The sequence below is a fragment of the Microbacterium sp. ARD31 genome (assembly GCF_031844425.1).
Map to the genome: position 1 here is coordinate 123,455 of NZ_JAUZVE010000006.1, position 25,247 is coordinate 148,701.

24 protein-coding genes and 2 pseudogenes are annotated in these 25,247 nt (G+C 71.5%); 12 read left to right on the forward strand and 14 right to left on the reverse strand.

Annotated features, from left to right (window positions below; translation table 11 throughout):
- Window positions 1-41: 41 nt before the first annotated feature.
- A pseudogene (locus Q9S36_RS51625) lies at window positions 42-260 on the forward strand (nitroreductase family protein); the annotation flags it as partial.
- 68 nt (window positions 261-328) lie between these two features.
- Here Q9S36_RS51625 and Q9S36_RS51630 read toward each other — a convergent pair.
- The 3 genes from Q9S36_RS51630 to Q9S36_RS17795 form a co-directional block, all read right to left on the reverse strand.
- Window positions 329-457 carry a hypothetical protein gene (locus Q9S36_RS51630; protein WP_396653797.1) on the reverse strand — a complete coding sequence of 43 codons (129 nt, stop codon included), beginning with the start codon at window positions 455-457 and terminating at the stop codon, window positions 329-331.
- A 96-nt stretch (window positions 458-553) separates the two neighbouring features.
- Window positions 554-1,972 carry a protein kinase domain-containing protein gene (locus Q9S36_RS17790; RefSeq protein WP_311286275.1) on the reverse strand — a complete coding sequence of 473 codons (1,419 nt, stop codon included), beginning with the start codon at window positions 1,970-1,972 and terminating at the stop codon, window positions 554-556.
- A 94-nt stretch (window positions 1,973-2,066) separates the two neighbouring features.
- Window positions 2,067-2,297 (reverse strand): hypothetical protein, encoded by a 231-nt coding sequence (locus Q9S36_RS17795; RefSeq protein WP_311286276.1) that lies wholly within the window; start codon window positions 2,295-2,297, stop codon window positions 2,067-2,069.
- Window positions 2,298-2,481: 184 nt separating this feature from the next.
- On the opposite strand from Q9S36_RS17795, the gene Q9S36_RS17800 reads away from it, so the two are divergent.
- The 5 genes and pseudogenes from Q9S36_RS17800 to Q9S36_RS17820 all read left to right on the forward strand — a co-directional run bounded on the left by Q9S36_RS17800 (window position 2,482) and on the right by Q9S36_RS17820 (window position 7,584).
- Window positions 2,482-3,846, forward strand: a complete 1,365-nt coding sequence (locus tag Q9S36_RS17800; RefSeq protein WP_311286277.1) for a glucose-6-phosphate dehydrogenase — start codon at window positions 2,482-2,484, stop codon at window positions 3,844-3,846.
- Window positions 3,847-3,889: 43 nt separating this feature from the next.
- Window positions 3,890-4,462: pseudogene (locus Q9S36_RS17805) on the forward strand (nitroreductase family protein).
- A gap of 200 nt (window positions 4,463-4,662) precedes the next feature.
- Complete coding sequence (locus tag Q9S36_RS17810; RefSeq protein ID WP_311286278.1) at window positions 4,663-5,781, forward strand: type III polyketide synthase; 1,119 nt, start codon at window positions 4,663-4,665, stop codon at window positions 5,779-5,781.
- The gene (locus Q9S36_RS17815) at window positions 5,778-6,470 is read left to right on the forward strand and encodes a methyltransferase domain-containing protein (RefSeq protein WP_311286279.1); all 693 of its coding nucleotides are present in this window, start codon (window positions 5,778-5,780) and stop codon (window positions 6,468-6,470) included. The genes Q9S36_RS17810 and Q9S36_RS17815 overlap by 4 nt, the downstream gene beginning before the upstream one ends.
- Window positions 6,463-7,584, forward strand: a complete 1,122-nt coding sequence (locus Q9S36_RS17820; RefSeq protein ID WP_311286280.1) for an NAD(P)/FAD-dependent oxidoreductase — start codon at window positions 6,463-6,465, stop codon at window positions 7,582-7,584. The genes Q9S36_RS17815 and Q9S36_RS17820 overlap by 8 nt, the downstream gene beginning before the upstream one ends.
- A 276-nt stretch (window positions 7,585-7,860) precedes the next feature.
- Here the strand turns inward: Q9S36_RS17820 and Q9S36_RS17825 are convergent, their stop codons facing one another.
- Window positions 7,861-8,691, reverse strand: coding sequence for a UbiA family prenyltransferase (locus Q9S36_RS17825; RefSeq protein ID WP_311286281.1), 831 nt, complete (start codon window positions 8,689-8,691; stop codon window positions 7,861-7,863).
- A 261-nt stretch (window positions 8,692-8,952) separates the two neighbouring features.
- Between Q9S36_RS17825 and Q9S36_RS17830 the strand changes: the two genes are divergently transcribed.
- On the forward strand, window positions 8,953-10,356 hold the full coding sequence (locus Q9S36_RS17830; protein ID WP_311286464.1) for a DUF222 domain-containing protein: 1,404 nt from the start codon (window positions 8,953-8,955) through the stop codon (window positions 10,354-10,356).
- Between the two features lie 235 nt (window positions 10,357-10,591).
- Here Q9S36_RS17830 and Q9S36_RS17835 read toward each other — a convergent pair whose 3' ends face one another.
- The 3 genes from Q9S36_RS17835 to Q9S36_RS17845 are packed head-to-tail and all read right to left on the reverse strand — an operon-like array spanning window position 10,592 to window position 14,374.
- A complete protein-coding gene (locus tag Q9S36_RS17835; protein WP_311286282.1) occupies window positions 10,592-11,125 on the reverse strand; it encodes a GNAT family N-acetyltransferase in 534 nt (177 codons plus the stop codon).
- Complete coding sequence (locus tag Q9S36_RS17840) at window positions 11,122-13,335, reverse strand: AAA family ATPase (protein WP_311286283.1); 2,214 nt, start codon at window positions 13,333-13,335, stop codon at window positions 11,122-11,124. The genes Q9S36_RS17835 and Q9S36_RS17840 overlap by 4 nt, the downstream gene beginning before the upstream one ends.
- A 52-nt stretch (window positions 13,336-13,387) precedes the next feature.
- Window positions 13,388-14,374 (reverse strand): helix-turn-helix domain-containing protein, encoded by a 987-nt coding sequence (locus Q9S36_RS17845; RefSeq protein WP_311286284.1) that lies wholly within the window; start codon window positions 14,372-14,374, stop codon window positions 13,388-13,390.
- A 93-nt stretch (window positions 14,375-14,467) separates the two neighbouring features.
- On the opposite strand from Q9S36_RS17845, the gene Q9S36_RS17850 reads away from it, so the two are divergent.
- Together Q9S36_RS17850 and Q9S36_RS17855 are read left to right on the forward strand one after the other, a co-directional pair.
- The gene (locus Q9S36_RS17850) at window positions 14,468-14,599 is read left to right on the forward strand and encodes a hypothetical protein (protein WP_311286285.1); all 132 of its coding nucleotides are present in this window, start codon (window positions 14,468-14,470) and stop codon (window positions 14,597-14,599) included.
- A 26-nt stretch (window positions 14,600-14,625) separates the two neighbouring features.
- Window positions 14,626-15,006, forward strand: a complete 381-nt coding sequence (locus tag Q9S36_RS17855; protein WP_311286286.1) for a hypothetical protein — start codon at window positions 14,626-14,628, stop codon at window positions 15,004-15,006.
- A 19-nt stretch (window positions 15,007-15,025) separates the two neighbouring features.
- On the opposite strand, the gene Q9S36_RS17860 is transcribed toward Q9S36_RS17855, so the two are convergent.
- Complete coding sequence (locus Q9S36_RS17860; protein ID WP_311286287.1) at window positions 15,026-16,120, reverse strand: glycosyltransferase; 1,095 nt, start codon at window positions 16,118-16,120, stop codon at window positions 15,026-15,028.
- Between the two features lies 1 nt (window position 16,121).
- Window positions 16,122-17,321 carry a glycosyltransferase gene (locus Q9S36_RS17865; protein ID WP_311286288.1) on the reverse strand — a complete coding sequence of 400 codons (1,200 nt, stop codon included), beginning with the start codon at window positions 17,319-17,321 and terminating at the stop codon, window positions 16,122-16,124.
- A gap of 181 nt (window positions 17,322-17,502) precedes the next feature.
- Here Q9S36_RS17865 and Q9S36_RS17870 point away from each other — a divergent pair, with 181 nt between their 5' ends.
- Window positions 17,503-18,093, forward strand: a complete 591-nt coding sequence (locus Q9S36_RS17870; protein ID WP_311286289.1) for a hypothetical protein — start codon at window positions 17,503-17,505, stop codon at window positions 18,091-18,093.
- A gap of 41 nt (window positions 18,094-18,134) precedes the next feature.
- On the opposite strand, the gene Q9S36_RS17875 is transcribed toward Q9S36_RS17870, so the two are convergent.
- The 5 genes from Q9S36_RS17875 to dnaK form a co-directional block, all read right to left on the reverse strand.
- The gene (locus Q9S36_RS17875; RefSeq protein ID WP_311286290.1) at window positions 18,135-18,602 is read right to left on the reverse strand and encodes a DUF559 domain-containing protein; all 468 of its coding nucleotides are present in this window, start codon (window positions 18,600-18,602) and stop codon (window positions 18,135-18,137) included.
- A 561-nt stretch (window positions 18,603-19,163) separates the two neighbouring features.
- Complete coding sequence (locus tag Q9S36_RS17880) at window positions 19,164-19,604, reverse strand: heat shock protein transcriptional repressor HspR (RefSeq protein WP_064002620.1); 441 nt, start codon at window positions 19,602-19,604, stop codon at window positions 19,164-19,166.
- 10 nt (window positions 19,605-19,614) lie between these two features.
- Window positions 19,615-20,595 (reverse strand): DnaJ C-terminal domain-containing protein, encoded by a 981-nt coding sequence (locus Q9S36_RS17885; RefSeq protein WP_253035692.1) that lies wholly within the window; start codon window positions 20,593-20,595, stop codon window positions 19,615-19,617.
- A 15-nt stretch (window positions 20,596-20,610) separates the two neighbouring features.
- Window positions 20,611-21,210, reverse strand: coding sequence for a nucleotide exchange factor GrpE (locus Q9S36_RS17890; RefSeq protein ID WP_311286291.1), 600 nt, complete (start codon window positions 21,208-21,210; stop codon window positions 20,611-20,613).
- Window positions 21,211-21,212: 2 nt separating this feature from the next.
- Window positions 21,213-23,072 (reverse strand): molecular chaperone DnaK, encoded by a 1,860-nt coding sequence (dnaK, locus tag Q9S36_RS17895; RefSeq protein WP_311286292.1) that lies wholly within the window; start codon window positions 23,070-23,072, stop codon window positions 21,213-21,215.
- 179 nt (window positions 23,073-23,251) lie between these two features.
- Between dnaK and Q9S36_RS17900 the strand changes: the two genes are divergently transcribed.
- Together Q9S36_RS17900 and Q9S36_RS17905 are read left to right on the forward strand one after the other, a co-directional pair.
- Window positions 23,252-23,803, forward strand: coding sequence for a GNAT family protein (locus tag Q9S36_RS17900; protein ID WP_311286295.1), 552 nt, complete (start codon window positions 23,252-23,254; stop codon window positions 23,801-23,803).
- A 45-nt stretch (window positions 23,804-23,848) separates the two neighbouring features.
- The gene (locus Q9S36_RS17905; RefSeq protein WP_311286296.1) at window positions 23,849-25,225 is read left to right on the forward strand and encodes an MFS transporter; all 1,377 of its coding nucleotides are present in this window, start codon (window positions 23,849-23,851) and stop codon (window positions 25,223-25,225) included.
- Window positions 25,226-25,247: the final 22 nt, after the last annotated feature.

Sequence of the window (25,247 nt, forward strand, 5' to 3'; positions counted from 1 at the left end):
AAAGGTGCGTGCGACATCCCCGGCGGGTCCGCGCTCGCCCGATGCTCAGACGATCTCCGGTTGAATGGAGGAACCCCCCAACCCCAGGAGACGCCTTACTCGACCGCGCCGCGACGGCCGACCGCCCCATCCTCGACGTGCTCACCGAACGCTGGAGCACCCGCCTGTTCGATGCGACGACACCCATCGACGAGGACGCGCTGGCATCGGCGCTCGAGGCGGCCCGCTGGTCGCCGTCGGCCTCCAACACGCAGCCGTGGCGCTTCATCGTCGCCCGCCGCGGCACCGACGCGCACGCCGAGATTGTCGAGTCGCTCATCGGCTTCGATCAGGCCTGGGCAGCGGACGCCGCCGCCTCGTCGTCTTCGTCGCGGTCACCGAGCTCGACGGCAAGCCGCTCCGCTGGGCGTCGTACGACGTCGGCCAGGCGGCCGCGCACTTCACCGTGCAGGCACACGCGAACGGGCTCTACACCCACCAGATGGGCGGCTTCAACGCCGACCGAATCGCGGCATCCGCTGAACCGCTCCGTCCGCACCCGCGGCGGGGCGGTTCAGCCACGTCCGGGGCCGCCCTTGCCGGGCTTGCCCTTGCCGGGTTTGTCCTTGTCGGGTTTGTCGGGCTTGTCCTTCTTGTCGGGTTTGCCGCCGCCCTTCTCGTCGGCGGGGGCGTTATCGGTGCCCGAGTGATCGACCGTCGAGACCGTGGGCGTCGGGGTGGCGGTCGGCGTCATCTCCGCCGTCCGGGCGGGCGTCGGCTCTGTCTGCGCGGGGTCGGTCGTCCCGGACTCCTGTCCACCGAGGAGCGACGCCGCCCAGATGCTGGCTCCGGCGAGCAGGGCCACGACCGCGACGGCGAGCCCGATGACGAGCGGACGGCGGGACCGGCGACGTGAGTCCGCCTCGGTGGATGCCGGGGCCGGCGCCGACCCGAAGGCCACCGTCGCCGCCGTCGGATAGCGGCGCGTCGGGGCGTCGCCGGCCGCGCGGGCGGCCGCCGGCTCGAGCACGGTCGGGGCGTCGTCGTCGCGAGGCTCCGCGTGCGTCGCCGCGTCGTCGGGGGTCGTCGCCGCGATCGGGATGCCGGCGGCCACCGCCGCGCGCACCGGCGGTATCGGGGGCGCACCGTCGACCGGCGCGGTGCGCAGCCGCTCGGCGGCCTCGACGACCTCGAGCGCGGTCGGGCGCTCCTCGGGGCGGGTGGCGGTCATGCGCGACAGCAGCGACGTCCAGGCGGGGCCGAGCGCTCCGGGGATCGTCGGCGGCGTGGTGAGGCGGGCGAGGGCAGCACCGACCCCGTCGGTGTGCGGGTACGCGCGCTCACCGGTGAGGGCTTCGAGCAGCACCAGGCCTAGCGCGTACACGTCGGCGGGCGGAGCCGGGTCGCCGCCCTGCACCTGCTCGGGGGCGAGATAGGCGGCCGTCCCGATGATCGTGCCGGGCGTCGTCAGCCGGGCGCTGTCGAGGAGCAGGGCGATGCCGAAGTCGGCGAGCTTCGCGCGGGGCCGCCCCCCCGGCAGGTGCGGCGGGGCGAGCAGCACGTTCGACGGCTTCATGTCGCGGTGCACGACCCCCGACGCGTGCACGACGTGGAGGGCTTCGCCGAGCTCCGCGGCGAGCGCGGCGACCTCGGCCGGGGGCAGCGGCCCCTCGGCGATCCGGGAGCTGAGGGTCGGCCCGTCGACGAACTCCATCACAAGGTATTCGGGCGATCCGGTCAGGTGCGCGTCGAAGAGGGTCACGAGCGACGGGTGGTTGAGCGAGGCGAGGAGGGTCACCTCGCTCCGGGCACGCTCGGGCGCTCCGGCGACCCCCTCGACGCCGGGGCGCAGCACCTTGACGGCGACCGTCCGCCCGAGCGCGGTGTCGTCGGCGCGGAAGACGCGCGCCATCCCGCCCTGACCGACCTGCGCGACGAGGCGGTAACGCTCCGCCAGCGTGTCGCCGACAAGGGGCTCGGCTGCGTCCGTCATCGTCTCCTCCTCCGCCCAGTCGGCGGCATCCTCCCCGACGCTACCCCCGGCATCCCCTCACGGCAGGCTCTTGACGACGACGGCCTGCGTTCACTCAGTCGCGGGAGGCCGGCGGGCCCGCGAAGGACGCCTGCTCGCGGTCCTTGCTGCGCACGACGTACGCGATGATGCCCAACAGCAGGAGGGCGGGGACGGCGGTGACTGCGGCGATGCCGAGCGCTGCCATCACCCCTCCGGAGACGGCCACCGAGGATGTCAGCGCCGCGGAGACACCCACGACGAGCGCGATCGCCAGCATGAACCGGTCACGGTGCTTCTTCGTCACAGTTCAGCCTCCTCCGGGGTACGAGACGGGACGGCAGACGATCTTCTCGTGGAGCGGGTTGCTGAGCAGGTCTTAGGACTCGATCGGGGCCGGCATCGTCGTCATTGTCGCCCTCGCGCACAGTCGGGGCAAGAGACGGCCCCCGACTCCGGTTCGCGCGCAGCGCGGGGCTAGGGTGACGCGCATGACGGCCGACACGACCCTGCTCATCCTCGGCGCCTCCGGCGACCTCACCTCGCGCCTGCTCCTGCCCGCGCTCGGGCAGCTGCTCGCGCGCGAGCCCGACCGCAACGTGCGCCTGGCGGGCGCCGGCGTCGACGAGTGGACCGACGACGCCTGGCGCGAGACGGTCCGGAAGGCGTTCACGACGACCGATGCGGAGTCCGCCTTCGACCGGCTCTCCGACACGACCTACACGCAGGCCGACATCACCGACCCGGGTCAGCTGCAGACGCTGCTGGATGCTGCCGAGGGCCGCCGCGCGCTCTACTTCGCCGTGCCTCCCGCCGTCGCCGCGAAGGCGTGCGAGGCCCTGCGGTCGGTCACGATCCCCGACGGCACGATCCTCGCGCTCGAGAAGCCCTTCGGGTCGGATGCCGCCAGCGCCGAACGCCTCAACGCGACCCTCGCCGACCTCGTCCCCGAGAGCCAGGTCTTCCGCGTCGATCACTTCCTCGGCCGCTCGACGGTCCTCAACCTGCTCGGGGTGCGCTTCGCGAACCGGCTCATCGAACCGGCGTGGTCGGCCGACCACATCGCGTCGATCCTCGTGCAGTTCGACGAGCCGCTGGGTCTCGAAGGCCGTGCGGGCTACTACGACAAGGCCGGCGCGCTGACCGACATGATCCAGAGCCACCTGCTGCAGGTGATGGCGTTCGTGACGATGGAGCCCCCGGCCTCCCTCGACGAGCGCGACCTCCGCGACGCGACGGGCGCAGCGCTCCGCGCGACGGCCGTCTGGGGCGACGACCCCGCCGCCTCGTCACGACGGGCGCGGTACACGGCGGGCACCGTGGACGGGCGCGACTTCCCTTCGTACGTCGACGAGCCGGGCGTCGACCCGGCGCGCGGCACCGAGACCCTCGCGGAGATGACCGTCGAGGTGCGCAACGCCCGCTGGCAGGGCGTGCCGATCACGCTGCGCTCGGGCAAGGGCCTGGGTCACGCCGATGCGAAGGTCGAGGTGCGCTTCCACCCGGTGCGGCACCTGCCGCGCGGCTTCACGGGCGACCCCGGCCCCACCGTCCTCAGCTTCTCGCTGGGGCCCGACTCGATCTCGCTCGGACTGAACGTCAACGGAGAGGCCGACCCGCTCGAGCTCGAGCGCGCGACCCTCGAGGCCCACCTGGGCGAGGGGTCGCTGAAGGCGTACGCCGAGGTCCTCTCGGGCATCCTCGACGGCGACGCCATGCTCTCGGTGCGCGGGGACGCCGCCGTCGACTGCTGGCACATCGTGCAGCCGGTCATCGACGCGTGGCGGGACGGCCGCGTGCCGATGGACGAGTACGCCGCGGGCACGGCGGGCCCGGCCGACTGGCCGACGTCCTGACGCATCGACCCCGCACCCAGGGAGGCGGTGATGGAATGGACGGATGCCGAACCGCACCGCCACGACAGACGCCCCCCTCCTCGACGTGCTCAGCGAGCGCTGGAGCACCCGCATCTTCGATGCGTCCGCAGCGATCGACGAGCAGGCCCTGCGGTCCGCCCTCGAGGCGGCGCGCTGGTAGCCGTCGGCGTCGAACACGCAGCCGTGGCGGTTCATCGTCGCGCGGCGGGGGTCGGCATCCCACGCCGCCGTCGTCGACAGCCTGATGGGGTTCAACCGCTCGTGGGCGGCCGACGCGGCCGCGCTCGTCGTGTTCGTCGCGACGACCGAGCAGGACGGCAAGGCCCTGCGCTGGGCCGCGTACGACGTCGGCCAGGCCGCGGCGCACTTCACCGTGCAGGCGCACGCGAACGACCTCGGGACGCACCAGATGGGCGGCTTCCACGCCGACCGGATCGCCGAATCGTTCGGCCTCACCGACACGCAGCGCGCCCTGACCGTCATGGCCGTCGGACCGGTGGGCGACTTCGACGCGGCATCCGAGGAACTGCAGGCGCGCGAGAACGCCCCGCGGGAGCGGCGTCCGGTCGCCGACTCGCTGCTCGTCGACGACTGATCCGGCGCGGCGAAGGCCGATTCGGCCCGCATTCCGTCGGTGTGTTGGTTGAGTGATCCCGCTGGACGACGACGAGGCCGCCTCACGGGAGCGGGCGTGGAGGTGTGGGTCGGCAGCAGGTGACCCCTCGCGGATTCACACACGACCGGGTCATGGTCAACCCGCAGCCTCGACCGATCGCGCGCCGGTTACGGTGAGGCATGACCACCCGCATCCTGTCCATCGGCACCGCCGTGCCCGAGGCCCGTCTCCGACAGGACCAGGTGCGCGATCTGTTCGCAGGGCAGCCGGGTGCCGACCGGCTCACGCGGCGGCTCATCGGCGCCGCGTTCGACGCCTCGGCGATCGAGACCCGGCACACCGTGCTCGACGACCTGGCCGCCGCGGCCGCGGCCTCCGCACCCGCCGGTGACGAGCGGATGCCGACGGTCACCGACACCGGTTCGTTGCTCGCCCCCTCCACCGGCGCCCGCAACGACGCCTACATCCGGCTCGCACCCCCGCTGTTCGCCGAGGCGGCGCGGAAGGCCCTCGCCGCGGCATCCGTCACCGCGGCCGAGGTGACCCACGTCGTCACGGTCTCGTGCACGGGCATGTTCGCGCCCGGTCCCGACTACCGCCTCGTACGCGACCTCGAGCTGCCGACGACGGTCGCCCGCGCGCACCTCGGGTTCATGGGATGCGCGGCGGCGGTGCCGGCGCTGCGCACGGCGGCGCAGACGTGCGCGGCCGACCCCGACGCCGTCGTCCTCGTCGTCTGCGCCGAACTGTGCTCGTTGCACGTGCGGACGCCGGCCGACCACGACGAGATCGTCGCGGCATCGGTGTTCGCCGACGGTGCGGCGGCGGCCATCGTGAGCGCCGACCCGTCGCGCGCGACGGGGGCGTCGTTCGAGCTCGACCGCTTCGCGACGGTGCTCACCGACGAGGGCGAGAAGGACATGGCATGGACGATCGGCGACACCGGCTTCGAGATGGTGCTGTCGGCCGAGGTACCGCGCATCATCGGGCGCGAGATCCGCGGCGCGGTCGAGACGTTCCTCGGTGACGACGGCGTCGACACGTGGGCGGTGCATCCCGGCGGGCGCAGCGTGCTCGACCGGGTCGAGGCCGGGCTCGAGCTGCCCGCCGACGCCCTGGCCGTGTCGCGCGACGTGCTGCGCGACTACGGCAACATGTCGAGCGCGACGATCCTCTTCATCCTCGGCGCGCTCCTGGCCGCAGGACTCGACGACGGCGATCGGGTGGCGACGCTCGCCTTCGGGCCCGGGCTCACCCTCGAAGCCGCGCGGCTGACGTACCGGGCGGGGGCCGCGTGAACCTCGCCGTGCGCGACACCGCCCTTCGCGAGCTGATGGACGATCCGGATTGCGACCCGGCGATGCTGGCCGAGACTCTGCGGCGGTTCGACCTCGTGAATCGCGCGATCGGCGGGTGGGGTCGGGTCTGGCGGCGCGGCATCCGTCCCCGGCTGCAGCGGCTGGGTCGTCCGGCGCGGGTGCTCGACGTGGGCAGCGGCGGCGGCGACGTGCTCGCGCGCCTCGCGGCCTGGGCCGAGCGCGACGGGCTCGACGTGCAGTGGCTCGGGATCGACCCCGACCCGCGGGCGCTCGAGGTGGCGCGGCAGCGCGAGAGCGCGCGGGTGTCGTTCGCCGCGACGGATGCCGCCGGTCTCCGCGCGGCCGGCGAGCGGTTCGACCTGGTGCTGTCGAACCACGTGTTGCACCATCTGGGCGATGCGGAGCTCGCTGCCTTCGCCGCCGATACGCGCGCGCTCGCGACCGGGACGGTGCTGCACGCCGACATCGAGCGCGGCGCACTGGCGTATGCGCTCTACGGCGTAGGCATCACGGCGCTGGAGCGGGGAACGTTCCTGCGAACCGACGGACTGCGCTCGATCCGGCGGAGCTATCGCGCCGACGAGCTCGCCGCGGCGCTCGGGGCACCGTGGCGCATCGCGTCGCCCGCGCCGTTCCGGCTGCTCGCGGTGGCGGACGGCGATGGCTGAGGTCCTTGTCGTCGGGGCCGGCCCCGTCGGCACGCTGCTGGCGGCCGAGCTGACGCGGTTCGGCGTCGAGGTCGCGATCGTCGAGCGGCGCGAGGCGGCGGGCGGCGGTTCGCGCGCCATCGGGGTGCACGCTCCCGTCCTCGCGGCGCTGGAGGCCGGCGGGGCGACCGAGCGTTTGTTGAGCAGCGCCGTGCGGGTGCGCCGAGGCGAAGCGCGCAGCGACGGACGGGCGATCGGGGTGGTCGACTTCGGGCGCTTGGATGTGCGGCATCCGTACGTCGCGACCCTGCCCCAGGCCGAGACCGAACGCGCGCTGCGGGGCGACGGACCCGAGCCCGAGCGGGGCGCGACGGTGACGCGGGTCGTGCCCGACGGCGCGCGGGTGCGGGTCGAGACCGACCGCGGAGACCGGGCCGCGCCGATCGTGGTGGTCGCGGGCGGGGTCGGTTCGCGCGACCTCGTCTACCGTCCGGGAGCGTTGCGGCGGACGGCATACGCCGATCGGTATCTGATGACGGATGCCGCTGTGCCACCCCGCGCCGACGCCGAGACCGCCGTGGTGCACCTAGCGCCTGGCGGAGTGCTCGAGTCGTTCCCGCTACCCGGCGGGCGGCGTCGCTTCGTCGCGTGGGACGCCGGTGGGAGCGCCGCGTCGCGGGCGGATCGGCTGGGGCGCGCGATGCGCGAGCGGGGCGAGGCGGAGGCTGCCGAGGCGGTGACCGAGGCGACGGAGTTCGGGGTGCGGCGGGTGCTCGCGCCCGCGATGCGTCGGGACCGCGTGTTCGTGATCGGCGACGCGGCGCACGAGGTCAGTCCGATCGGCGGCCAGGGTATGAACCTGGGACTGCTGGATGCCGCGACACTCGCTCCCCTGCTCGCGGCGTGGATCCGGTCGGGGGCAGCCCCTGAGGCCGACCTCGCGGAGTGGGAGCGTGACCGCGTGCGCTCCGCGCGGGTCGCCGGCCGCCTCGCCGCGGTCAACATGGCGCTCGGCCGACCCGTCTCGGGCGCGGTGCACGCGCTGCGCTCGCGGGTGCTGGGTTCGGTGCTCGCCGCGACCGGCGCGCTCGTCCCGCACGCCTACGCGATGGGCCTCGACCGCGCGAGCCGCTGAGGCGCCTGGTGCGGTTCCAGGGACGCATCCTGTCGCCCGCGCCGCCGCTTCGCGACACATCGCGTCCCCGGAGCGTCGGGTCGGGGCGCGGGCCGACGGCACCCGCCGCTCCAGGGACGCATGTCGTCGGGTGAGCGGCCCCCGCGCGACATGTTGGGTCCCCCGAGCGTCGGGGCGGGGCGCGGGCCGACGGCGCCCGCCGCTCCAGGGACGCATCCCGTCGCCCGATCGACCTCCTGGCGACACGTCGCGTCCCTGGAACCGCCCGCCCCGGGGTCAGGACAGGCTCGAGCCCACCACGAGCTGCACGGCGAGGACCAGCGCGGCGGCCATCACGAGCCGGAATCCCGTGCGGTCGGGGCCGCGGCGCCGCATCCGCAACAGCACCGCACCCGCGATGATCGCGACGACGACGGCGAACGGGATCATCGCGGCCGCCGGTGCCCCCTCGGCGAGGCTGCCCACGAGCACCGCGACCGCGGCGAGGACGATACCGGCGACGGCGAGGACGACGGATGCCGCGGCTCCGAGCCGATGCGGCAGTCCGCGCACCCCGGTGCGGCTGTCATCGTCCAGGTCCGGGAGGACGTTCGTCAGGTGTACGGCGGCGCCGAGCACCGCTCCCGCGAAGGTCGCCCAGAGCGCGGCGGGCTGCGGGTCGGGTGCCGAGAAGGTGGCGAGTGACGGGAAGATGCCGAAGCTCACGAGGAACGGCGCGAGCGACGCGGGGGTCGCCTTGAGCCCGGCGTTGTAGCTCCACGCCGAGACGAGCGCGATGACGTGGGCGAGCAGCATCCCCCAGCCGAGGACGGCGGAGAGCACGATCGCGACACCCAGCGAGACGAACGCCGCGATCCACGCGGTGCGCACGCGGGTGTCGCCGCGGACGAGCGGCTTGTCGGACCGGCCCACCGTGGCGTCGCGGAACAGGTCGATCGCGTCGTTCGACAGGCCGACCGACACCTGCCCCGCGAACACCGCGACGACGAGGGCGACGAGGCGCCACGGCTCGAGCCCGGCGGCGAGGCCGAGGGCCAGCGAGAGCGCGGTCACCACGAGCGACGGCCCGGGGTGGGTGGCGCCCCACAGGGCCCGCGCGGTACGCATGCTCGATCCTTTCACGCCGAGTCTGTGCGGCGGACCTCCGGCAGTGGAGCGCGAGGCGCGGGCTCGGAGGATGATCGTCCCCCACGGTCGGGCGGATGCCACAACCAACCGCACGAGCTGCGGGGCACGGCGATTGACTTCGGTCGCGGAGGACGCGCCGCCGCGAGGATGAGAGGACTCTCATTCCTTGGGTGTGCACAACGTGTGTTCTGGGCCGGTTTCGCTCGGGTGGATGTCGGTGGCCAGTGGCAGAGTGCAGGTATGACGGATGCGGCGGAAACCCCCGGTGGCGAGGACTATCTCGCTGCTCTGGCAGGGGTCGTCGCCGGCGTCGATTCCGCGGCTCGACGGATCGCCGCCGCGCAGATCGACGAGCTTCGGATGCTCGCTGCGGCGGGCCGTCTGGCCGAAGCGCAGACCGCGCAGCGCAACGCGCGGGTCCAGGTGCACGACATGGCGTTGCGATCGATCGCGGCCGAGGTCGGCGGAGTCATGCGGGTCACCGATCGGACCGTGCAACGCCGGATCGGCGAAGCACGGACCCTGATCGAAGGGTTTCCCGCGACGGTCGAGGCGTGGGAGCAAGGCCGCATTGTGCGGGGCCACGCGATCGCGATTCTCGAGACCGGGACGAGCCTGCCGCCGGAGATGTGGACCGAGTTCGAACAGGTCGCGATCACCCGGTGTGAACGGGACACCCCGAACCGGGTGCGAGGCGAGCTCGAGATCCTTGCGCACCGGATGCACCCCCGCTCATTCGCGGAACGGCACGAGGAAGCTGCCGCTAGGCGCTGCGTGCGGATCGTGCCGGGACGAGACGGGATGAGCGACGTGATCGCAACCGTCCCGACGGTGATCGCCGAAGGGATTCACGACCGGCTCACGCAGCAGGCGCGGGCGATTATCGACACCCGCGACGAACGCGTCGCTGCGCGCGGCTGTGCGGGTGTCGCGTTCGGGGACGCCGCCACGACGCGCAGCGACAGCGACAGCGGCGATGCCGCCGCCATCGTCGCCACTGACAACCGCTCCACCGATCAGGTCCGCGCGGACGTGTTCGCCGACCTGCTTCTTGCGGGGACCCCGGCCCTCGACGACACCCGAGACACCACCGCAGGCCCGCTGGGCGCGATCCGCGCACGCGTGCAGATCCTCGTCCCCGCCGCGACACTCACCGGCGAGGACGACGGACCGAGCGACCTCGCCGGCCGCTCCCCCATCGATCCCGCGACCGCCCGGACGCTGGCCGGCGGCACCCGCATCTGGGAACGGCTCTTCCACGACCCCACCACCGGGGTCACAGTGTCGACCGACTCGTACCGAGTCCCCTCCGGGATGCGACGTTTCCTGCAAGCCCGTGACCAGCACTGCCGGTTCCCCGGATGCCGCGTCGCCGCCATCCGTTGCGAAGTCGATCACACCCACGACCACGCCCTCGGCGGACGAACCGAACTGTCGAACCTCGCCCACCTGTGCCAGAGGCATCACTCCATGAAGCAGTTCACCGCGTGGAGGGTCCGACAACTCAAGGGTGGAGTCCTCGAATGGACCTCACCCCTCGGCAGGACCTACCGCGAAGACGCACCCACCCCGGCCGTCGCCTTCACCCCTGCCGCGCCACCTCCACCCGCGCCGCGGGCTCCAGCGGGACCCGCACCCTTCTGAAACAAGAGGGCGCCCTGCGCGCCGCGCTGCACGCATCCCCCAGAAGGGTCGGACGCAGGCCTGGCCGCTCGCCCCCACCTGAAGTGCGTCGAGCGCAGACGACGCACCGCGCACGGGGTGCGCGTCGGAGCGCCCTCACCCGTTACCCGCCGCTCTGAGCCCTCAGCCCGCCACCGCCTCAGCCCTTCACCGCCTCAGCCCGCCACCGCCACAGCCCGCCGCGCGCGCCACCGCCTCAGCCCTCGAGGATCCGCTGGAACAGCAGATGGTCCTGCCAGCGCCCCGCGATCTTCAGGTACCCCGGGGCGACGCCGATCTCGGTGAAGCCGCACCGCCGCAGCACCGCCTGCGACGCCGCGTTGTGCAGCAACGTGCCGGCCTGCACCCGATGCAGGCCCCACTCCTCGGCCGCGGCGCGCACCACGGCATCCACCGCCGCGGTCATGACGCCCCGCCCGGCGAACCCGCCGTCGATCCAGTACCCGAGGTTGGCGCTCTGGAACGCGCCGCGGACGATGCCCGACAGGTTGACCCGACCGACGATGCGCTCCCCCGCCACCAGCACGAAGGGCGCAGCGACCCCGGCATCGCGGTCCCGCAGCACCGCCTCGAGCTCGGCCCGCTGACCCGCCTCGGTGAAGAACGACTCCGCGCGCACCGGCTCCCACGGCGCGAGGCGCTCGCGGTTGCGGCGATAGGCGTCGGCGAGGGCTGCGGCATCCGTCACCGTCGGCTCCCGCAACCGCACGCCCGCACCGAGCGAGGTCATTCGTCGAGCAGCTCCGCCTCGATCACGTCATCCTCGCCCGGTTCGGCCGGCGTCGGGTCGCTGCTCGTGAGCACGAGCTGCGACCCGTCAACCGCGACGTCCACGCGCACCACGTCACCGTCGTGCACACCGCCCGACAGCAGCGCCATCGCAAGCCGGTCCTGGATCTCCGACTGGATCAGCCGCCGCAGCGGCCGCGCACCGAACAGCGGGTCGTACCCGCGTTCGGCGAGCCAGGCGCGGGCGTCCGGCGTCACCGCGAGCGTCAGTCGACGATCGCGCAGGCGGCGCTGCAACGCATCCACGGCGAGCTCGACGATCTGCGCGAGATCGGACTCGCTCAGCGGCGAGAACATCACGACATCGTCGAGTCGGTTCAGGAACTCGGGGCGGAACACCTGCCGCACCATCGTCATCACCTGCTCGCGCTTCGTCTCGTCCGTCAGCGTCGGATCGATGAGCACCGGCGACCCGATGTTGCTCGTCAGCACGAGGATCGTGTTGGTGAAGTCCACCGTCCGCCCCTGGCCGTCGGTCAACCGTCCGTCGTCGAGCACCTGCAGCAGCACGTCGAACACCTCGGGGTGCGCTTTCTCGACCTCGTCGAGCAGCACCACGGAGTACGGCCGGCGCCGCACCGCCTCGGTGAGTTGACCGCCCTGCTCGTACCCGACGTACCCGGGAGGGGCACCGACGAGCCGCGCGACGGCGTGCTTCTCGCCGTACTCGCTCATGTCGATGCGCACCATCGCCCGCTCGTCGTCGAACAGGAACTCCGCAAGCGCCTTCGCGAGCTCGGTCTTGCCCACACCGGTCGGCCCGAGGAACAGGAACGAGCCGGTCGGCCGGTTCGGGTCGCTGATCCCGGCGCGGGAGCGACGCACGGCATCCGACACCGTCTTCACGGCCGCCTTCTGCCCGATCAGCCGCTTGCCGAGCTCGGACTCCAGGTGCACCAGTCGAGCGCTCTCGCTCTGCAGCAGTTTTCCGACCGGGATGCCGGTCCACGCCGCGATGACCTCCGCGATGTCCTCTTCGGTCACCCGGTCGCCCACCATCCGCTCGGCTCCGTCACCGACGGCGCCCTCGGCCATCTCCGCCTCGGCGAGCTTGCGCTCGAGGGCCGGGATCTCGGCGTAGAGCAGCCGCGACGCCCTTTCGAGATCGCCCTCGCGCTGCGCCCGCTCCGCCTCGACACGCAGCGCGTCGAGCCGCGTCTTGTAGTCGCCGACGGCGTTCAGCGACGCCCGCTCACGCTCCCAGCGCGCCTGCAGGTCGTCGAGCTCCTGCTGCACCTTCACGAGCTGGTCGCGGAGCGCCGCGAGGCGCTCCTTCGAGGCGTCGTCCTTCTCCTTCTTCAGCGCGAGCTCCTCGAGCTTCAGCCGGTCGGCGTGCCGGCGCAGCTCGTCGATCTCCAGCGGCGCCGAGTCGATCTCCATGCGCAGCCGCGACGCGGCCTCGTCGATGAGGTCGATCGCCTTGTCGGGCAGCTGCCGCGCCGGGATGTAGCGGTTCGACAGCGCCGCGGCGGCCACCAGCGCACCGTCCGAGATCGCGACCTTGTGGTGCGCCTCGTACCGCTCCTTGAGCCCGCGGAGGATCGCGATCGTGTCCTCGACGCTCGGCTCGCCGACGTACACCTGCTGGAAGCGGCGCTCCAACGCGGCATCCTTCTCGATGAACTCGCGGTACTCGTCGAGCGTCGTCGCCCCGATCAGGCGCAGCTCGCCGCGGGCGAGCATGGGCTTGAGCATGTTGGATGCCGCGACCGACCCCTCGCCTCCGCCGGCACCCATCAGCGTGTGCAGCTCGTCGATGAAGGTGATGACCCGGCCCTCGGACTCGGTGATCTCCTTCAAGACGCTCTTCAGCCGCTCCTCGAACTGGCCGCGGTACATCGCGCCGGCGACCAGTGCCGAGATGTCGAGCGCGATGAGCTCCTTGCCCTTCAGGGACTCGGCGACGTCGCCCGCGACGATGCGCTGCGCGAGCCCCTCGACGACGGCGGTCTTGCCGACGCCGGGCTCACCGATGAGCACGGGGTTGTTCTTCGTGCGGCGCGTGAGCACCTGGCTGACCCGTCGGATCTCGCCGTCGCGACCGATGACGGGGTCGAGTTTGCCCTGCCGGGCGCGGTCGGTGAGGTTGACGCCGAACTGCTCGAGGGCGCTGCCCTGATCGTCCTGTCCGGGGGCGGCTTGTGCGTTCATCATCTGCTCCTGAAGGGTCGGTCCAAACTTGAGCCTGAGTGACTCAAGTTTATCACGACGCCATCTCGCCGGCTCCGACGAGATCGTCCGCGCAGGCGAACCGCGCGCGGTACGCCGTCGGCGTCGTGCCGAGCACCCGCGAGAAGTTCTGCCGCAGCACCGCCGCCGAGCCGAACCCGCACTCGTAGGCGATCGCGTCGAGCCCCAGGTCGGTCTGCTCGAGCAGCCGCTGAGCGTGCAGGATCCGCTGGCGCCCCAGCCACGCCGCCGGCGTCGTGCCGTAGTCGGCCTTGAAGCGGCGCGCGAAGGTGCGGGGCGACATGTGCGCCTTGGCCGCCAGCTGATCGACCGACAGGTCCCGGCGCAGGTTCTCCAGCATCCAGTCCGTCACCGGCGTGAGCGACAGCGACGTCGACACCGGCAGGGGCGTCGCGATGAACTGCGCCTGCCCGCCGTCGCGCTGCGGCGGCACGACCATCCGCCGCGCGATCGTGTTCGCCGCCTCGGCGCCGAGTTCGATCCGCAGCAGGTGCAGGCACGCGTCGAGCCCGGCCGCCGTCCCCGCGCTCGTGATGATGCGGTCCGACTGGACGTAGAGCACGTTCGGGTCGACCTCGATGTCGGGGTACATGCGCGCCATCGTCTCGGCGTATCGCCAGTGCGTCGTCGCGCGGCGCCCCGAGAGCACGCCGGATGCCGCGACCGCGAACGCCCCGCTGCACACCGTCAGCACCCACGCGCCGCGGTCCACAGCACGCCGGATGACATCGAGCACGCGCTCGTCGACGTTGCCCCAGGCCTCGCGCGGGATCGGGGTGATGACGACGACGTCCGCCTCGTCGGCGAAGGCCAGGTCCTCACCGACGTTGATGGAGAATGCGAGGTTGCTCGGCACGGCCCCGGGTGCGGGGGTCACGATCCGGAAGTCGAAGTTCGGGATTCCCTCGTCGCTGCGGTCGAGCCCGAAGGCTTCGCACGCGAGTCCGAACTCGAACGGAGCGAACCCGGACTGGACGATGCAGGCGACGGTACGGATCATGGGCGACCTCCGGTCACGCGTTGGCAGGATTCCTGCGGGCAGTGGCTTCACGGCCACTCGTGGCAGGATGCCGCCAAGCATAGCGTTCCTGCCATGACCGCCGCACTCCTCCTCATCCTGTTGTCCCTCGTCGTCGTCGCTGCCGTCGTCGGCACGATCCGCCTCGTCGCCACCGACGGCTACCGCCGGCAGCCGACCTGCCCGCGCGCTCCCCGCCTCCCCTAGACTCGGGGCCTCGCGAGAGGATCCCCATGAGCACCCCCCTGCCGCCGGCGCAGCCGCCGTACCCGCAGCAGCCCTACCGCACCGCACCGGCGACACCCGGTCGCGGGCCGGCCGTCGCCGCCGTCATCGTCGGCGCCGTGCCGATCCTGCTCGGCGGACTGTGGCCCGCGATCTCCATCCAGCTCTACACGTCGTCGAACTACACGTTCGCCGGAGTCGTCAACGCCGCGTTCGCACTGTTCACCTGCCTCATCGCGGTCGTCGCGCTCGTCCTCGGCATCCTCGCTGCACGACGACACGTCGCAGGCCGCCTCCTGGGCGGCATCGCGATCGGCCTCGGGGCGGCGCAGCTCATCGGCACCGTGCTCAGCTTCGCGTCATCCAGCATCGCGTCCGCGCTGTACTGACCCCGGCGGCCCCGTCTGATCAGCGCCTGACGAGGTCGCGCGCCGCCGACAGCAGGATCTCCGCCGACCGCTTCCAGTCGAACGCGCCGATATGGGCGGTGCCCGCGGCGATGAGCCGCTCGCGCACGCCGGGGTCGTCGAGCGAGCGCACGGCGCTCACGACGGCTTCGGGGTCGAGCGGGTCGACGTACAGCGCGCCGTCGCCGGCGACCTCGCGGAAGATCTCCATGTCGGTCACGACGGCGGGCACCCCGAGCTCCAGCGCCTCGGCCACCGGCAGCCCGTACCCCTCGTCGAGGCTCGTCGTGACGAGGGCGGCGTCATCGGCGAGGAGCGCCGCGTAGGCGGCATCCGTCACCCCGTCGTGGAACACGACCGAGGCTCCGCCGGCGAGGGCGGTCAGCTCGGCGCGACGTTCCGGGGTGATGCGCGAGAGCAGGTGCAGCGTGTGGTCGGGCAGCTGCCGCATCGCCGTCACCAGCGTCTCGACGTTCTTATAGGGCATGAACGAGCCCATGTAGACGAGGTTGCGCACCGGCCCCGCGCTGATCGCCGTTCCCTCTGGCAGGAGCGCGGCGAGGCGCTGCGGGGCGTTCGGGATCACGACGACGGGTCGCTTCGTCAGCCGCACGCGGGCGAATTGGCGCGCGCTCGTCTCGCTCACGGTCGCGACGAGGTCGGCCGCGTTGAGCGTCCAGCGCTGCGGCCAGTACGACAGGTGGAACAGCCGCCACCCCACGCGCACGTACCAGGGCAGCGCTCGCGGCGGCGTGCGGTGCCGGTAGTAGATCGTGTCGTGCAGCGTGAGGATCAGGCGGAACCGTCGCCCCCCCGAGCCGATCGTCTGCATCGGCGAGAACACCACGTCGGGTCGGTGACGGTTCAGCAGCAGCGACGCGAACGGCTCCTTGGCCGACGTGGGCGAGTGGATCGTGAGGGTGATCGCACCCTTCGGCAGGAACGCCCGCTGCCGTTCGTCGTGGATGAGGAAGGTGACCTCGGTGCGGTGGGCGGATGCGGCATCCGCCACCGCCTGCGCGAGCTCGGCCGAGTAGCGACTGATGCCGTCGTGGAAGTCCGTGCGGATGTAGCGCGCGTCGAAGAACAGACGCATGTCAGACGTCGAGCGGTTCGCCGCGGTAGAGCTTCTCGAACGTGTCGAGGGTGCGCTCGATGTCGTGGATGACGACGCCGTCGAGCGACGCGTGCTGCATGCGCGAGTATTCGGCCTGGTCGGCGGTGAGCACGGTGCGGATCTTCTCGGCGAGCTCGTCGACGTTCCCGGGCTCGAAGAGGTAGCCGTTTTCGCCGTCGTGGACGAGGTGCGGCAGCGCGACGGCGTTCGCGGCGATGACGGGCAGGCCCGAGGCCATGGCCTCCATCGTGGCGATGGACTGCAGCTCGGCGACCGAGGCGATGACGAAGACGTCCGCCCGCGTGTAGGCCGCCCGCAGCTCCTCCTCCGAGACCCGGCCGCGGAACGTGACCCGGTCTTCGAGGCCGAGGCGCTGGGTGACCTGTCCGAGGTTCTTGCGCTGGTCGCCGCCCCCGACGATCTCGAACTCGATGTCGAGGTCGGGCAGCTTCGCGATCGCCTCGAGAGTGACCTCGACGTGCTTCTCGGTCGTGAGGCGTCCGACGAACAGGACGCGCCGGCGCTTCTCACGCGGCGCGAGGTCCGGTGTGTAGTTGCTCTGGCGGATGCCGCAGCTGATCGGGACGACGCCCTGGATGTCGATCGTGTTCTCGAGAAACTCCGCCGCCCTGCGGGTGGGGGTCGTCACGGCGCGCGACATCTTGAAGGTGCGCTCCGCATCGGCCCACGCGATCTTGAGGAAGATGTCGTAGAGGAACTTCGGCAGCAGCGTGAAGTCGAGGATGTTGTCGGCCATGATGTGGTTCGTCGCCACGACCGGGATGCCGCGCTGGTTCGCGATGCGTGTCAGCGCACGACCGATGACGATGTGCGACTGACTGTGCACGACGTCGACGTCCACCGTGTCGAGGATCTGCCGCGCGTAGTGCTTACCCCTCCACGGCAGCACGAAACGCAGCCAGTCGTGGGGCCGATACCGCCAGCCGGGCAGGCGGTGGACGGTGAGCTTCTGCCCCTCGATCTCCTCGGTGAACACGCCGTGATTGCGGTGCCCGACGCTCGGCGTCGCGACGTGCACATGGTGGCCGCGCTCGGCGAGCCCGGCGGCCAGGCGTTCGGTGAAGCGTGCGCCGCCGTTCACGTCGGGCGCGAACGTGTCGGCCGCGATCACGATGGTGAGGGGTCCGCGTTCAGAAGCGGGATGGTCCGGGGGCGTCACGGTCACGGGGTACGGGCCAATCTGTGCGTCGATGGCGGGAGTGGTCGGTCCCACCGGTGGGGCGCAGGGATGCGGGGGCGCCGGGCCTCGATTCTAGCCGGGGGCCGGGAACTCCTCCGCTGGGAGCCCGGCGCGCCCCGCGTTCAGAAGCGCTCGATGAGCCTCACCTACGCTTGTCGGCATGACGCGAATCTCTGCCCAGGCGGACCCCGCGCGATGGGTCTCGATCACGGGATCCTTCGGGTTCCGTGGACGACGCGCCCGCAAGAAGGCGATCGGGATGCTGCTCGCCCAGGCGAACGCCGCGTTCGGCCGCGAGCAGCCCGGTAGCAAGGTGGCGGCGTGGGCGATGAGCCAGGCGATCCCCGCCCTCATGCGCCGCGCCGACGGGCGGCTGCTCGCGTGGGTGTGGAGGGACGATCCCGAGCTGCTCGTCGCGATGGCCCAGGTGCAGGAGCTCACGCCCCAGCTGCGCACGATGCGGGCGAGCATGCCGATCGAGTACGACGACACCGTCACGTTCACCGGCTCACCCCTGGGTGTCGGCGAGAAGCTCGAGATGCCGCTGCCGCCGAACCCGCGTCAGACCCCGTTCGCGTCGTACACGTGGGACACCGGCACCCACCTCGTGACACTCACCGCGGTCATCTCCGACCGCGAGCGGTTCGGCGCCGTCATCCCCGCCGTCGACGCCCTCGCCCGCTCGCTGCGACTGGTCGACGACCTGACCGTCGGCGAGGGCCCCGGCACCCTCCGCATCGACCCCGCCTGACCCCCGGCATCCGCGCCCCGTCGCCGAGACGTCGCAGATGGTCACTTTCGCCGGCGCGCAGCGACCATCTGCGACGCCTCGGGGCGCCATCCCCGCTCGAGGAGGGCGGCGCGGGTGCGCTCGAGTGCCCACCGGCGGGCGGCGCCGCGATGCGAACGGTTCACCCGGATGACCCGCCACCCCGCCGCGACGAGGTCGTCCAACCGATCCACGTCGCGCGCGTACTGACGGTCGTCGAGGCGATGCTGCTGCCCGTCGTATTCGAGCAGCACCTTCGTCGGCGCGTGGACCAGATCGCCGTAGGCGAGAAACCGACCGTGCGCATCCCGGATCTCGGCATTCACCTCGAACGGCGGAAGCCCGGCCTCCCGCGCGTCCAGACGAAGGAGCGTCTCCGCGACGGAATCGGTTTGCGGCTCTGTGAGCTCGAGCGCACGTCGCAATCGCCGCACGCCGCGCGACCCGTCCCGCTCGGCGACCGCGGCCTCCAGCGCATCGACGGTGAGCACAGGGTGGTGGCGACGGAGCAGCGCATCCGCCGCGACGACGAGCTCACGATCGCTGAGAAGGGATGCCGCCTGGGAACGGTGCCCGCGCACTCCCGCACCGCGAGCCCGAACGATCGGTGGGATCGCGGTCACATCGAGGGTGGACCGGAGTCGATCGGGAGCCCACCCTCCCGCGAGGACGAGCGCCGTCGCGTGCGAGAAATGCTCCCCGGCCCGCAGCTTGGGCAGATAGCCGAGGGCGAGCGCCTTGACGTCGTGAGCCTCTTCACGGGAACGGACACCGTAGAACGGCGCCGCAAGGGACGGATGCCGTAACCGACGGCGCGTGACGCCGGCGTCGAGAGCCTGCGCGACGAGGAAGCGGTCGGGGAGACCCGGGGGAAGGACACTCGGCATCCGCCAACGATCCCGCCGCGATCACCGTCACCCACCCGCCCGTCGCCCCCTTGTGGACATCCGCCCGCCCGTCGGACCCCCTGGAGAAGCCTCGAGACGTCGCAGATGGTCGCTTCAGACGCCGTCGGGCGACCATCTGCGACCCCTCGGCGACCGCCGGAAGCGTCAGTCGTCGGAGGGGGACGGATGCGGGCGCCACAGCACGACGTCGGTCGCGCGGCGCACGCGCGTTCCCTGACGGAGCGTGACGACCGAGCCGGTCGCGCCGGCGGCGAACACGCGGGCACCGCGGCGGGCGGCGACCTCGTCGCGCAGGCGCGCCTGCAGTCCCGAGACCTCGCGGCGTAGCATCCGCACCTCGTTCTCGAGCTCGATGATGCGCGAGATCGCCGGCAGGCTCACGCCGTCGGCCGACATCTGAGCCACCTCGCGCAACTGCGCGACGTGCCGCAGGGAGTACCGGCGCGACCCGCCACGGGTGCGCGCCGGTACCACGAGTCCCAGCCGGTCGTACTGGCGGAGGGTCTGCGGGTGCATGCCGGCGAGCTCGGCCGCGACCGCGATCGCCAGGATCGGGGCCTCTTCGTCGACCTGCTCGTTCGCCATGCCTCTCACCTCACTCGCGCGCCTTGGCCATCAGATCGGCGCGGGGGTTCTCCTTGGGTTCCAGCTCGTGGAAGCGTTCCAGCGCCTCGCGCGCCGGTCCGTCCAGGTGCGTCGGGACCGCGACCTGCACCTCGGCGAGCAGGTCGCCGGTGCCCTTCGCGGTCTGCACGCCCCGCCCCTTGACGCGCAGCACGCGCCCCGACGGGGTGCCGGGGGCCACGCGCAGCTTGACGACGTCGCCGCCGAGCGTGGGCACCTCGATCGTGGCGCCGAGGGCCGCTTCGGTGAACGTCACGGGGACGTGGATGCGGAGATTCAGCCCTTCGCGCGTGAAGACGGGATGCGGGCGCACGCCCACCGTCAGCACGATGTCGCCCGCCTCACCGCCGTCCGGGGAGGGCCGGCCGCGCCCGCGCAGCTTGATCTTCTGGCCGTCCGAGACCCCCGCGGGGATCTTGACCTTGATCGGCCTGCCGTCCTCGCCCTGCAGGGTGATCGTGTCGCCCTTCACGGCCGTGGTGAAGTCGAGGGTCGTGCGGGCGGTGACGTCGGCACCGCGCTGCGGACCGCCGAAGCCGCGGAACCCGCCGCTCGGCTGCCCGAAGCGGCCCGAGCCGAAGCGGCCCCCGCCCTGCTGCCCGAACATCGCGAACAGGTCGTCGAAGTCGGCCTGCTGGCTGCCTCCTCCGGTCGAGAACCTGCTGAACACGTCCTCGAACCCGCCGCCGCTCGCGCCGGGCTGGAAGCGCGCTCCCGAGCCCATGGCGCGCAGCTGGTCGTACTCGGCGCGCTGCTCCTTGTCGCTGAGCACCGAGTACGCCTCGCTGATCTCCTTGAACTTCGCCTCGGCCGCGGCATCCCCCGCGTTCGAGTCGGGGTGGTAGGTGCGCGCCAGCTTGCGGTACGTCTTCTTCAACTCGGCATCCGAGACGTCCTTCGACACACCGAGGACCTTGTAGAAGTCCTTGTCGAACCAGTCCTGACTGGCCATTGCCCCTCCCTTCCCTTACTCGGCCGGGACGGCGACGACGACCTTGGCGGGACGCAGCTCGAGGTCGCCCAGGCGGTAGCCCACCTCGACCACTTCGAGGATCGTCGCCTCGGTGGTGCCGGGAGTGGGCGCCTGGAAGATCGCCTCGTGCTGCTGCGGGTCGAAGGCCTCACCGGCTTCGCCGTAGCGCTCGACGCCCAGGCGGGCGACGACCGTGCGGATCTTGTCGGCGATCGCGGCGAGGGGCGTGCCCTCCTCGAGGTCGCCGTGCTTCTCGGCACGGTCGAGGTCGTCGAGGACCGGCAGCATCCCCTTCGCGACGGAACCCTTGGCGCGCGCGATCTCCACCTCGCGCTGCTCCTCGGTGCGGCGTCGGTAGTTGGCGTATTCGGCCTGGACGCGCTTGAGGTCGAGGACGAGGTCGTGCTCCTCGGCGGGAGCATCGGCCACCGCGGCCTCGTCGGACTGGGCGGCGCCGAGGATGTCGTCGACCGTCAGCTCTTCGGGCTGCGTGTCGGGACCGTCGGCGGCGCCCTCCGGGGCCGCCTGGTCGGCAGCCCCGGAGTCCACGACCTCGTCGCCGTCGTTGGGCCCCTCGAAGTCCTTGTCCGCCATGCTTACTTCTTCTCGTCCTCGTCGTCGACGACCTCGGCGTCGACGACATCCTCATCGGATGCCGTCTGCTCACCGGCCGGCGCGTCGGTCGGGGCCTGTGCGGCCTCGGCCTGGCTGGCGGCGTAGATCGCCTCGCCGATCTTCGTCTGCGACGAGTTCAGCTTGTCGTAGGCGTCCTTGACGGTGTCGTCGTTGTCGCCCGCGAGCGCCGTCTTGAGGGCGTCGACGTCGGCCTGGACCTCGGTCTTGACGTCCTCGGGCAGCTTGTCGGCGTTCTCGTTCAGGAGCTTCTCGATCGAGTACGAGAGGGTCTCGGCCTGGTTGCGGACCTCGGCGGCCTCACGGCGCTTCTTGTCCTCGGCCGCGTGCTCCTCGGCCTCGCGCACCATGCGCTCGATGTCCTCCTTCGGCAGCGACGAGCCGCCGGTGATCGTCATCGACTGCTCCTTGCCCGTGCCCTTGTCCTTGGCGGACACGTGCACGATGCCGTTCGCGTCGATGTCGAAGGTGACCTCGATCTGCGGGATGCCGCGGGGTGCCGGCGCGATGCCGGTGAGCTCGAACGTGCCGAGCGGCTTGTTGTCGCGGGTGAAGTCGCGCTCGCCCTGGAAGACCTGGATGGCGACCGACGGCTGGTTGTCGTCGGCGGTCGTGAAGGTCTCGCTGCGCTTGGTCGGGATGGCCGTGTTGCGCTCGATGAGCTTGGTCATGATGCCGCCCTTGGTCTCGATGCCGAGGCTCAGCGGGGTGACGTCGATGAGCAGCACGTCCTTGCGCTCACCCTTGAGGACACCGGCCTGCAGGGCGGCGCCGACGGCGACGACCTCGTCCGGGTTGACGCCCTTGTTGGGCTCCTTGCCGGCTTCCTTCTTCACGAGCTCGCTCACGGCGGGCATACGCGTCGACCCACCGACGAGCACGACGTGGTCGATGTCGGCGACCTTGATGCCGGCCTCGCGGATGACGTCCTCGAACGGCTTCTTGGTGCGGTCGAGCAGGTCCTTCGTGAGGTCCTCGAACTTCGCGCGGCTCAGGGTCTCGGACAGCGACACGGGGCCCGAGTCGGTCAGCGAGAGGTAGGGCAGGTTGATCGAGGTCGACTGCGAGCTGGAGAGCTCCTTCTTCGCCTGCTCCGCGGCCTCCTTGAGACGCTGCAGGGCGATCTTGTCGCTCGAGACGTCGACGCCGCTGGTGTCCTTGAACTGCTTGATCAGGTAATCGACGATGCGCTGGTCCCAGTCGTCGCCGCCGAGGCGGTTGTCACCGGCGGTGGCGCGCACCTGGATCGTGGAGAAGTCGTCGTCCTTGCCCACCTCGAGCAGGGAGACGTCGAAGGTTCCACCACCGAGGTCGAAGACGAGGATGAGCTCGTCCTCCTTGCCCTTGTCGAGACCGTAGGCGAGCGCGGCGGCGGTCGGCTCGTTGATGATGCGGAGCACGTTGAGGCCCGCGATCTCACCGGCCTCCTTCGTGGCCTGGCGCTCGGCGTCGTTGAAGTAGGCCGGGACGGTGATGACGGCATCCGTCACCGTGTCACCGAGGTACTGCTCGGCGTCGCGCTTGAGCTTCTGCAGGATGCGGGCCGAGATCTCCTGCGGCGTGTAGTTCTTGCCGTCGATCGCCTGGGTCTTCCAGTCGGTGCCCATGTGGCGCTTGACGGAGGTGAGGGTGCGGTCGACGTTCGTGACGGCCTGGCGCTTGGCGGTCTCGCCGACGAGCACCTCGCCGTCCTTCGTGAATGCGACGACCGACGGGGTCGTCCGAAGACCCTCGGCGTTGGCGATGACCTTCGGCTCGCCACCTTCGAGGACGGCGACGACCGAGTTGGTCGTTCCGAGGTCGATTCCCACTGCACGTGCCATGTGATTCTCCTTCGTGTGGCGTTGCGTAGATCTGAAGTCTCTCCGCGGCCCTGGCCACAACCTGAGCCGCGATGACTCAAGGCTACTCCGTCCTGCCCCGAGCGTCAAACCAACTTGAGCCGACTCATATCAAGTTTGCAGACTCGATCGCCCCGTCTTCGCCGTCGTAGCGTGGACGGATGCCGATCCGCTTCACCCCCCTCGACCCGACCGATGCCGACCGCGACGCGCTCATCGCGTTCATGAGCTCGCAGTCGTTCCCGTTCCACGTGCGGACGCATCCCACGGCGGCGCAGATCTCGCAGGCGATCGACGACGGCGCGTACGCGGACGAGGATCACGCGTCCTTCTGGATCGACTCCGACGAGCACGGTCGCCTGGGTTTCTTCCGCCTCGAGGACCTCAGCGACGACGCTCCCCTGTTCGATCTGCGCCTCGACACCGCCCACCGCGGTCGCGGGCTCGCCGCCGCAGTACTCCGCGCCGCGACCGACCACGTGTTCACCACCATGCCCGAGGTCAACAGGTTCGAAGGGCAGACGCGGGAGGACAACGTGGCGATGCGCCGCGTGTTCGTCCGCTGCGGCTGGGTGCAGGAGGCGTACTACCGCGAGGGTTGGCCCGTCGACGACGGTCGACTGCTGGCATCCGTCGCGTACAGCATCCTGCGTCGCGACTGGCGCGACGGCACCGTCACGCCGGTGGTCTGGGACGCCCCCGCAGCCCGGTGAGTCCACGTCACCGGGAAGTACCGAACGCGCGGTAGTGTGCGCCTCATGACGCGTTCCACCGGCGGGGCGCCCGAGATCCCCGCCACCCAAGCCCCTTCCCGACCCGGCGTGTTGGCGTGGGCCCTGTGGGACTGGGGATCGGCCGCCTTCAACGCCGTCGTCACGACCTTCGTCTTCAGCACCTTCCTCGCGAGCTCCCTGTTCGTGGATCCCGCGATCGTCTCGGCCGCCGACGGCGACGCGACGGATCCGGCTCTCGTCCGCGCGCTCGCCGGCAACGCGAGCGTCGTGGCCACCGCGCTCATGATCGCGGGCATCCTCATCGCCGTCCTGGCCCCGGTGCTGGGGCAGCGGTCCGACGGCTCGGGACGCCGCAAGCTCTGGCTCGGGATCAACACCTTCGTGGTCGTGCTCGCCATGGCGGCGATGGTCTTCGTCGAGGGCGCACCGGGCTACCTCATCCTCGGTGCGACCCTGCTGGCCGTCGGCAACGTCTTCTTCGAGTTCGCCGGCGTCAACTACAACGCGATGCTGGTGCAGGTCTCGAGCCGCGACAACATGGGCCGGGTCTCCGGCTTCGGCTGGGGCATGGGGTACGTCGGCGGCATCGTCCTCCTCGTCATCCTCCTGGTGGGCTTCATCGGCCTGGTCGACAGCCCCGGTCCCCTGGGTATCACCACCGACGGCGGGCTCCACATCCGCCTCGCCGTCCTCGCCTCGGCCGTCTGGTTCGGCATCTTCGCGATCCCCGTCCTGGTGCGCGTGCCTGAGATCCCGGCCCGTGAGCGCGCGAACCGCGTGGGCTTCTTCGGGTCGTACCGGGTCCTGTGGGCGACCCTCACGAAGCTGTGGCGTCGCGATCGCCAGGTCCTGGCGTTCCTCCTCGCCAGCGCCGTCTTCCGCGACGGGCTCGCCGGCGTCTTCACCTTTGGCGCGATCATCGCCGCGCAGGTGTTCGGCTTCACGTCGTCAGGCGTCCTGTACTTCGCCGTCGCCGCGAACGTCGTCGCCGGGATCTCGACGATTGTCGCGGGCCGATTCGACGACCGGTTCGGGTCGAAGAACGTGATCGTCGCCTCGCTCGTCGCGCTCATCGCGACGGGCACCGCCGTGCTCTTCATCGGGACGGCGCAGGTCGGCTTTTGGATCGCCGGGCTGATCCTGTGCGCCTTCGTCGGACCGATCCAGTCCGCATCGCGCACCTTCCTCGCGCGCGTCACCCCCGAGGGACGCGAGGGCGAGATCTTCGGCCTCTACGCGACGACGGGGCGCGCGGTGTCGTTCCTCGCGCCCGGTCTGTTCGCGCTCTTCGTCAGCCTCTCCGGCGACACCCGCCTCGGCATCCTCGGCATCGTCCTCGTCCTCGCGGCCGGCCTTCTGCTGATGATCCCGGTCAAGGCCCGCCAGACCGAGATCTCCTGACACCTCGCGAGCGGATGCCGGG

Coding starts and splice junctions, on each gene's coding strand:
- Q9S36_RS17800 (WP_311286277.1), top strand. CDS start 2,482: ATGACGGCCGACACGACCCTGCTCATCCTCGGCGCCTCCGGCGACCTC.
- Q9S36_RS17830 (WP_311286464.1), top strand. CDS start 8,953: ATGACGGATGCGGCGGAAACCCCCGGTGGCGAGGACTATCTCGCTGCT.
- Q9S36_RS17825 (WP_311286281.1), bottom strand. CDS start 8,691: ATGCGTACCGCGCGGGCCCTGTGGGGCGCCACCCACCCCGGGCCGTCG.
- Q9S36_RS17900 (WP_311286295.1), top strand. CDS start 23,252: ATGCCGATCCGCTTCACCCCCCTCGACCCGACCGATGCCGACCGCGAC.
- Q9S36_RS17885 (WP_253035692.1), bottom strand. CDS start 20,595: ATGGCCAGTCAGGACTGGTTCGACAAGGACTTCTACAAGGTCCTCGGT.
- Q9S36_RS17790 (WP_311286275.1), bottom strand. CDS start 1,972: ATGACGGACGCAGCCGAGCCCCTTGTCGGCGACACGCTGGCGGAGCGT.
- Q9S36_RS17905 (WP_311286296.1), top strand. CDS start 23,849: ATGACGCGTTCCACCGGCGGGGCGCCCGAGATCCCCGCCACCCAAGCC.
- Q9S36_RS17880 (WP_064002620.1), bottom strand. CDS start 19,604: ATGGCGAACGAGCAGGTCGACGAAGAGGCCCCGATCCTGGCGATCGCG.
- Q9S36_RS17820 (WP_311286280.1), top strand. CDS start 6,463: ATGGCTGAGGTCCTTGTCGTCGGGGCCGGCCCCGTCGGCACGCTGCTG.
- Q9S36_RS17840 (WP_311286283.1), bottom strand. CDS start 13,335: ATGAACGCACAAGCCGCCCCCGGACAGGACGATCAGGGCAGCGCCCTC.
- Q9S36_RS17870 (WP_311286289.1), top strand. CDS start 17,503: ATGACGCGAATCTCTGCCCAGGCGGACCCCGCGCGATGGGTCTCGATC.
- Q9S36_RS17810 (WP_311286278.1), top strand. CDS start 4,663: ATGACCACCCGCATCCTGTCCATCGGCACCGCCGTGCCCGAGGCCCGT.
- Q9S36_RS17890 (WP_311286291.1), bottom strand. CDS start 21,210: ATGGCGGACAAGGACTTCGAGGGGCCCAACGACGGCGACGAGGTCGTG.
- Q9S36_RS17845 (WP_311286284.1), bottom strand. CDS start 14,374: ATGATCCGTACCGTCGCCTGCATCGTCCAGTCCGGGTTCGCTCCGTTC.
- Q9S36_RS17860 (WP_311286287.1), bottom strand. CDS start 16,120: ATGCGTCTGTTCTTCGACGCGCGCTACATCCGCACGGACTTCCACGAC.
- Q9S36_RS17855 (WP_311286286.1), top strand. CDS start 14,626: ATGAGCACCCCCCTGCCGCCGGCGCAGCCGCCGTACCCGCAGCAGCCC.
- Q9S36_RS17835 (WP_311286282.1), bottom strand. CDS start 11,125: ATGACCTCGCTCGGTGCGGGCGTGCGGTTGCGGGAGCCGACGGTGACG.
- Q9S36_RS17850 (WP_311286285.1), top strand. CDS start 14,468: ATGACCGCCGCACTCCTCCTCATCCTGTTGTCCCTCGTCGTCGTCGCT.
- dnaK (WP_311286292.1), bottom strand. CDS start 23,072: ATGGCACGTGCAGTGGGAATCGACCTCGGAACGACCAACTCGGTCGTC.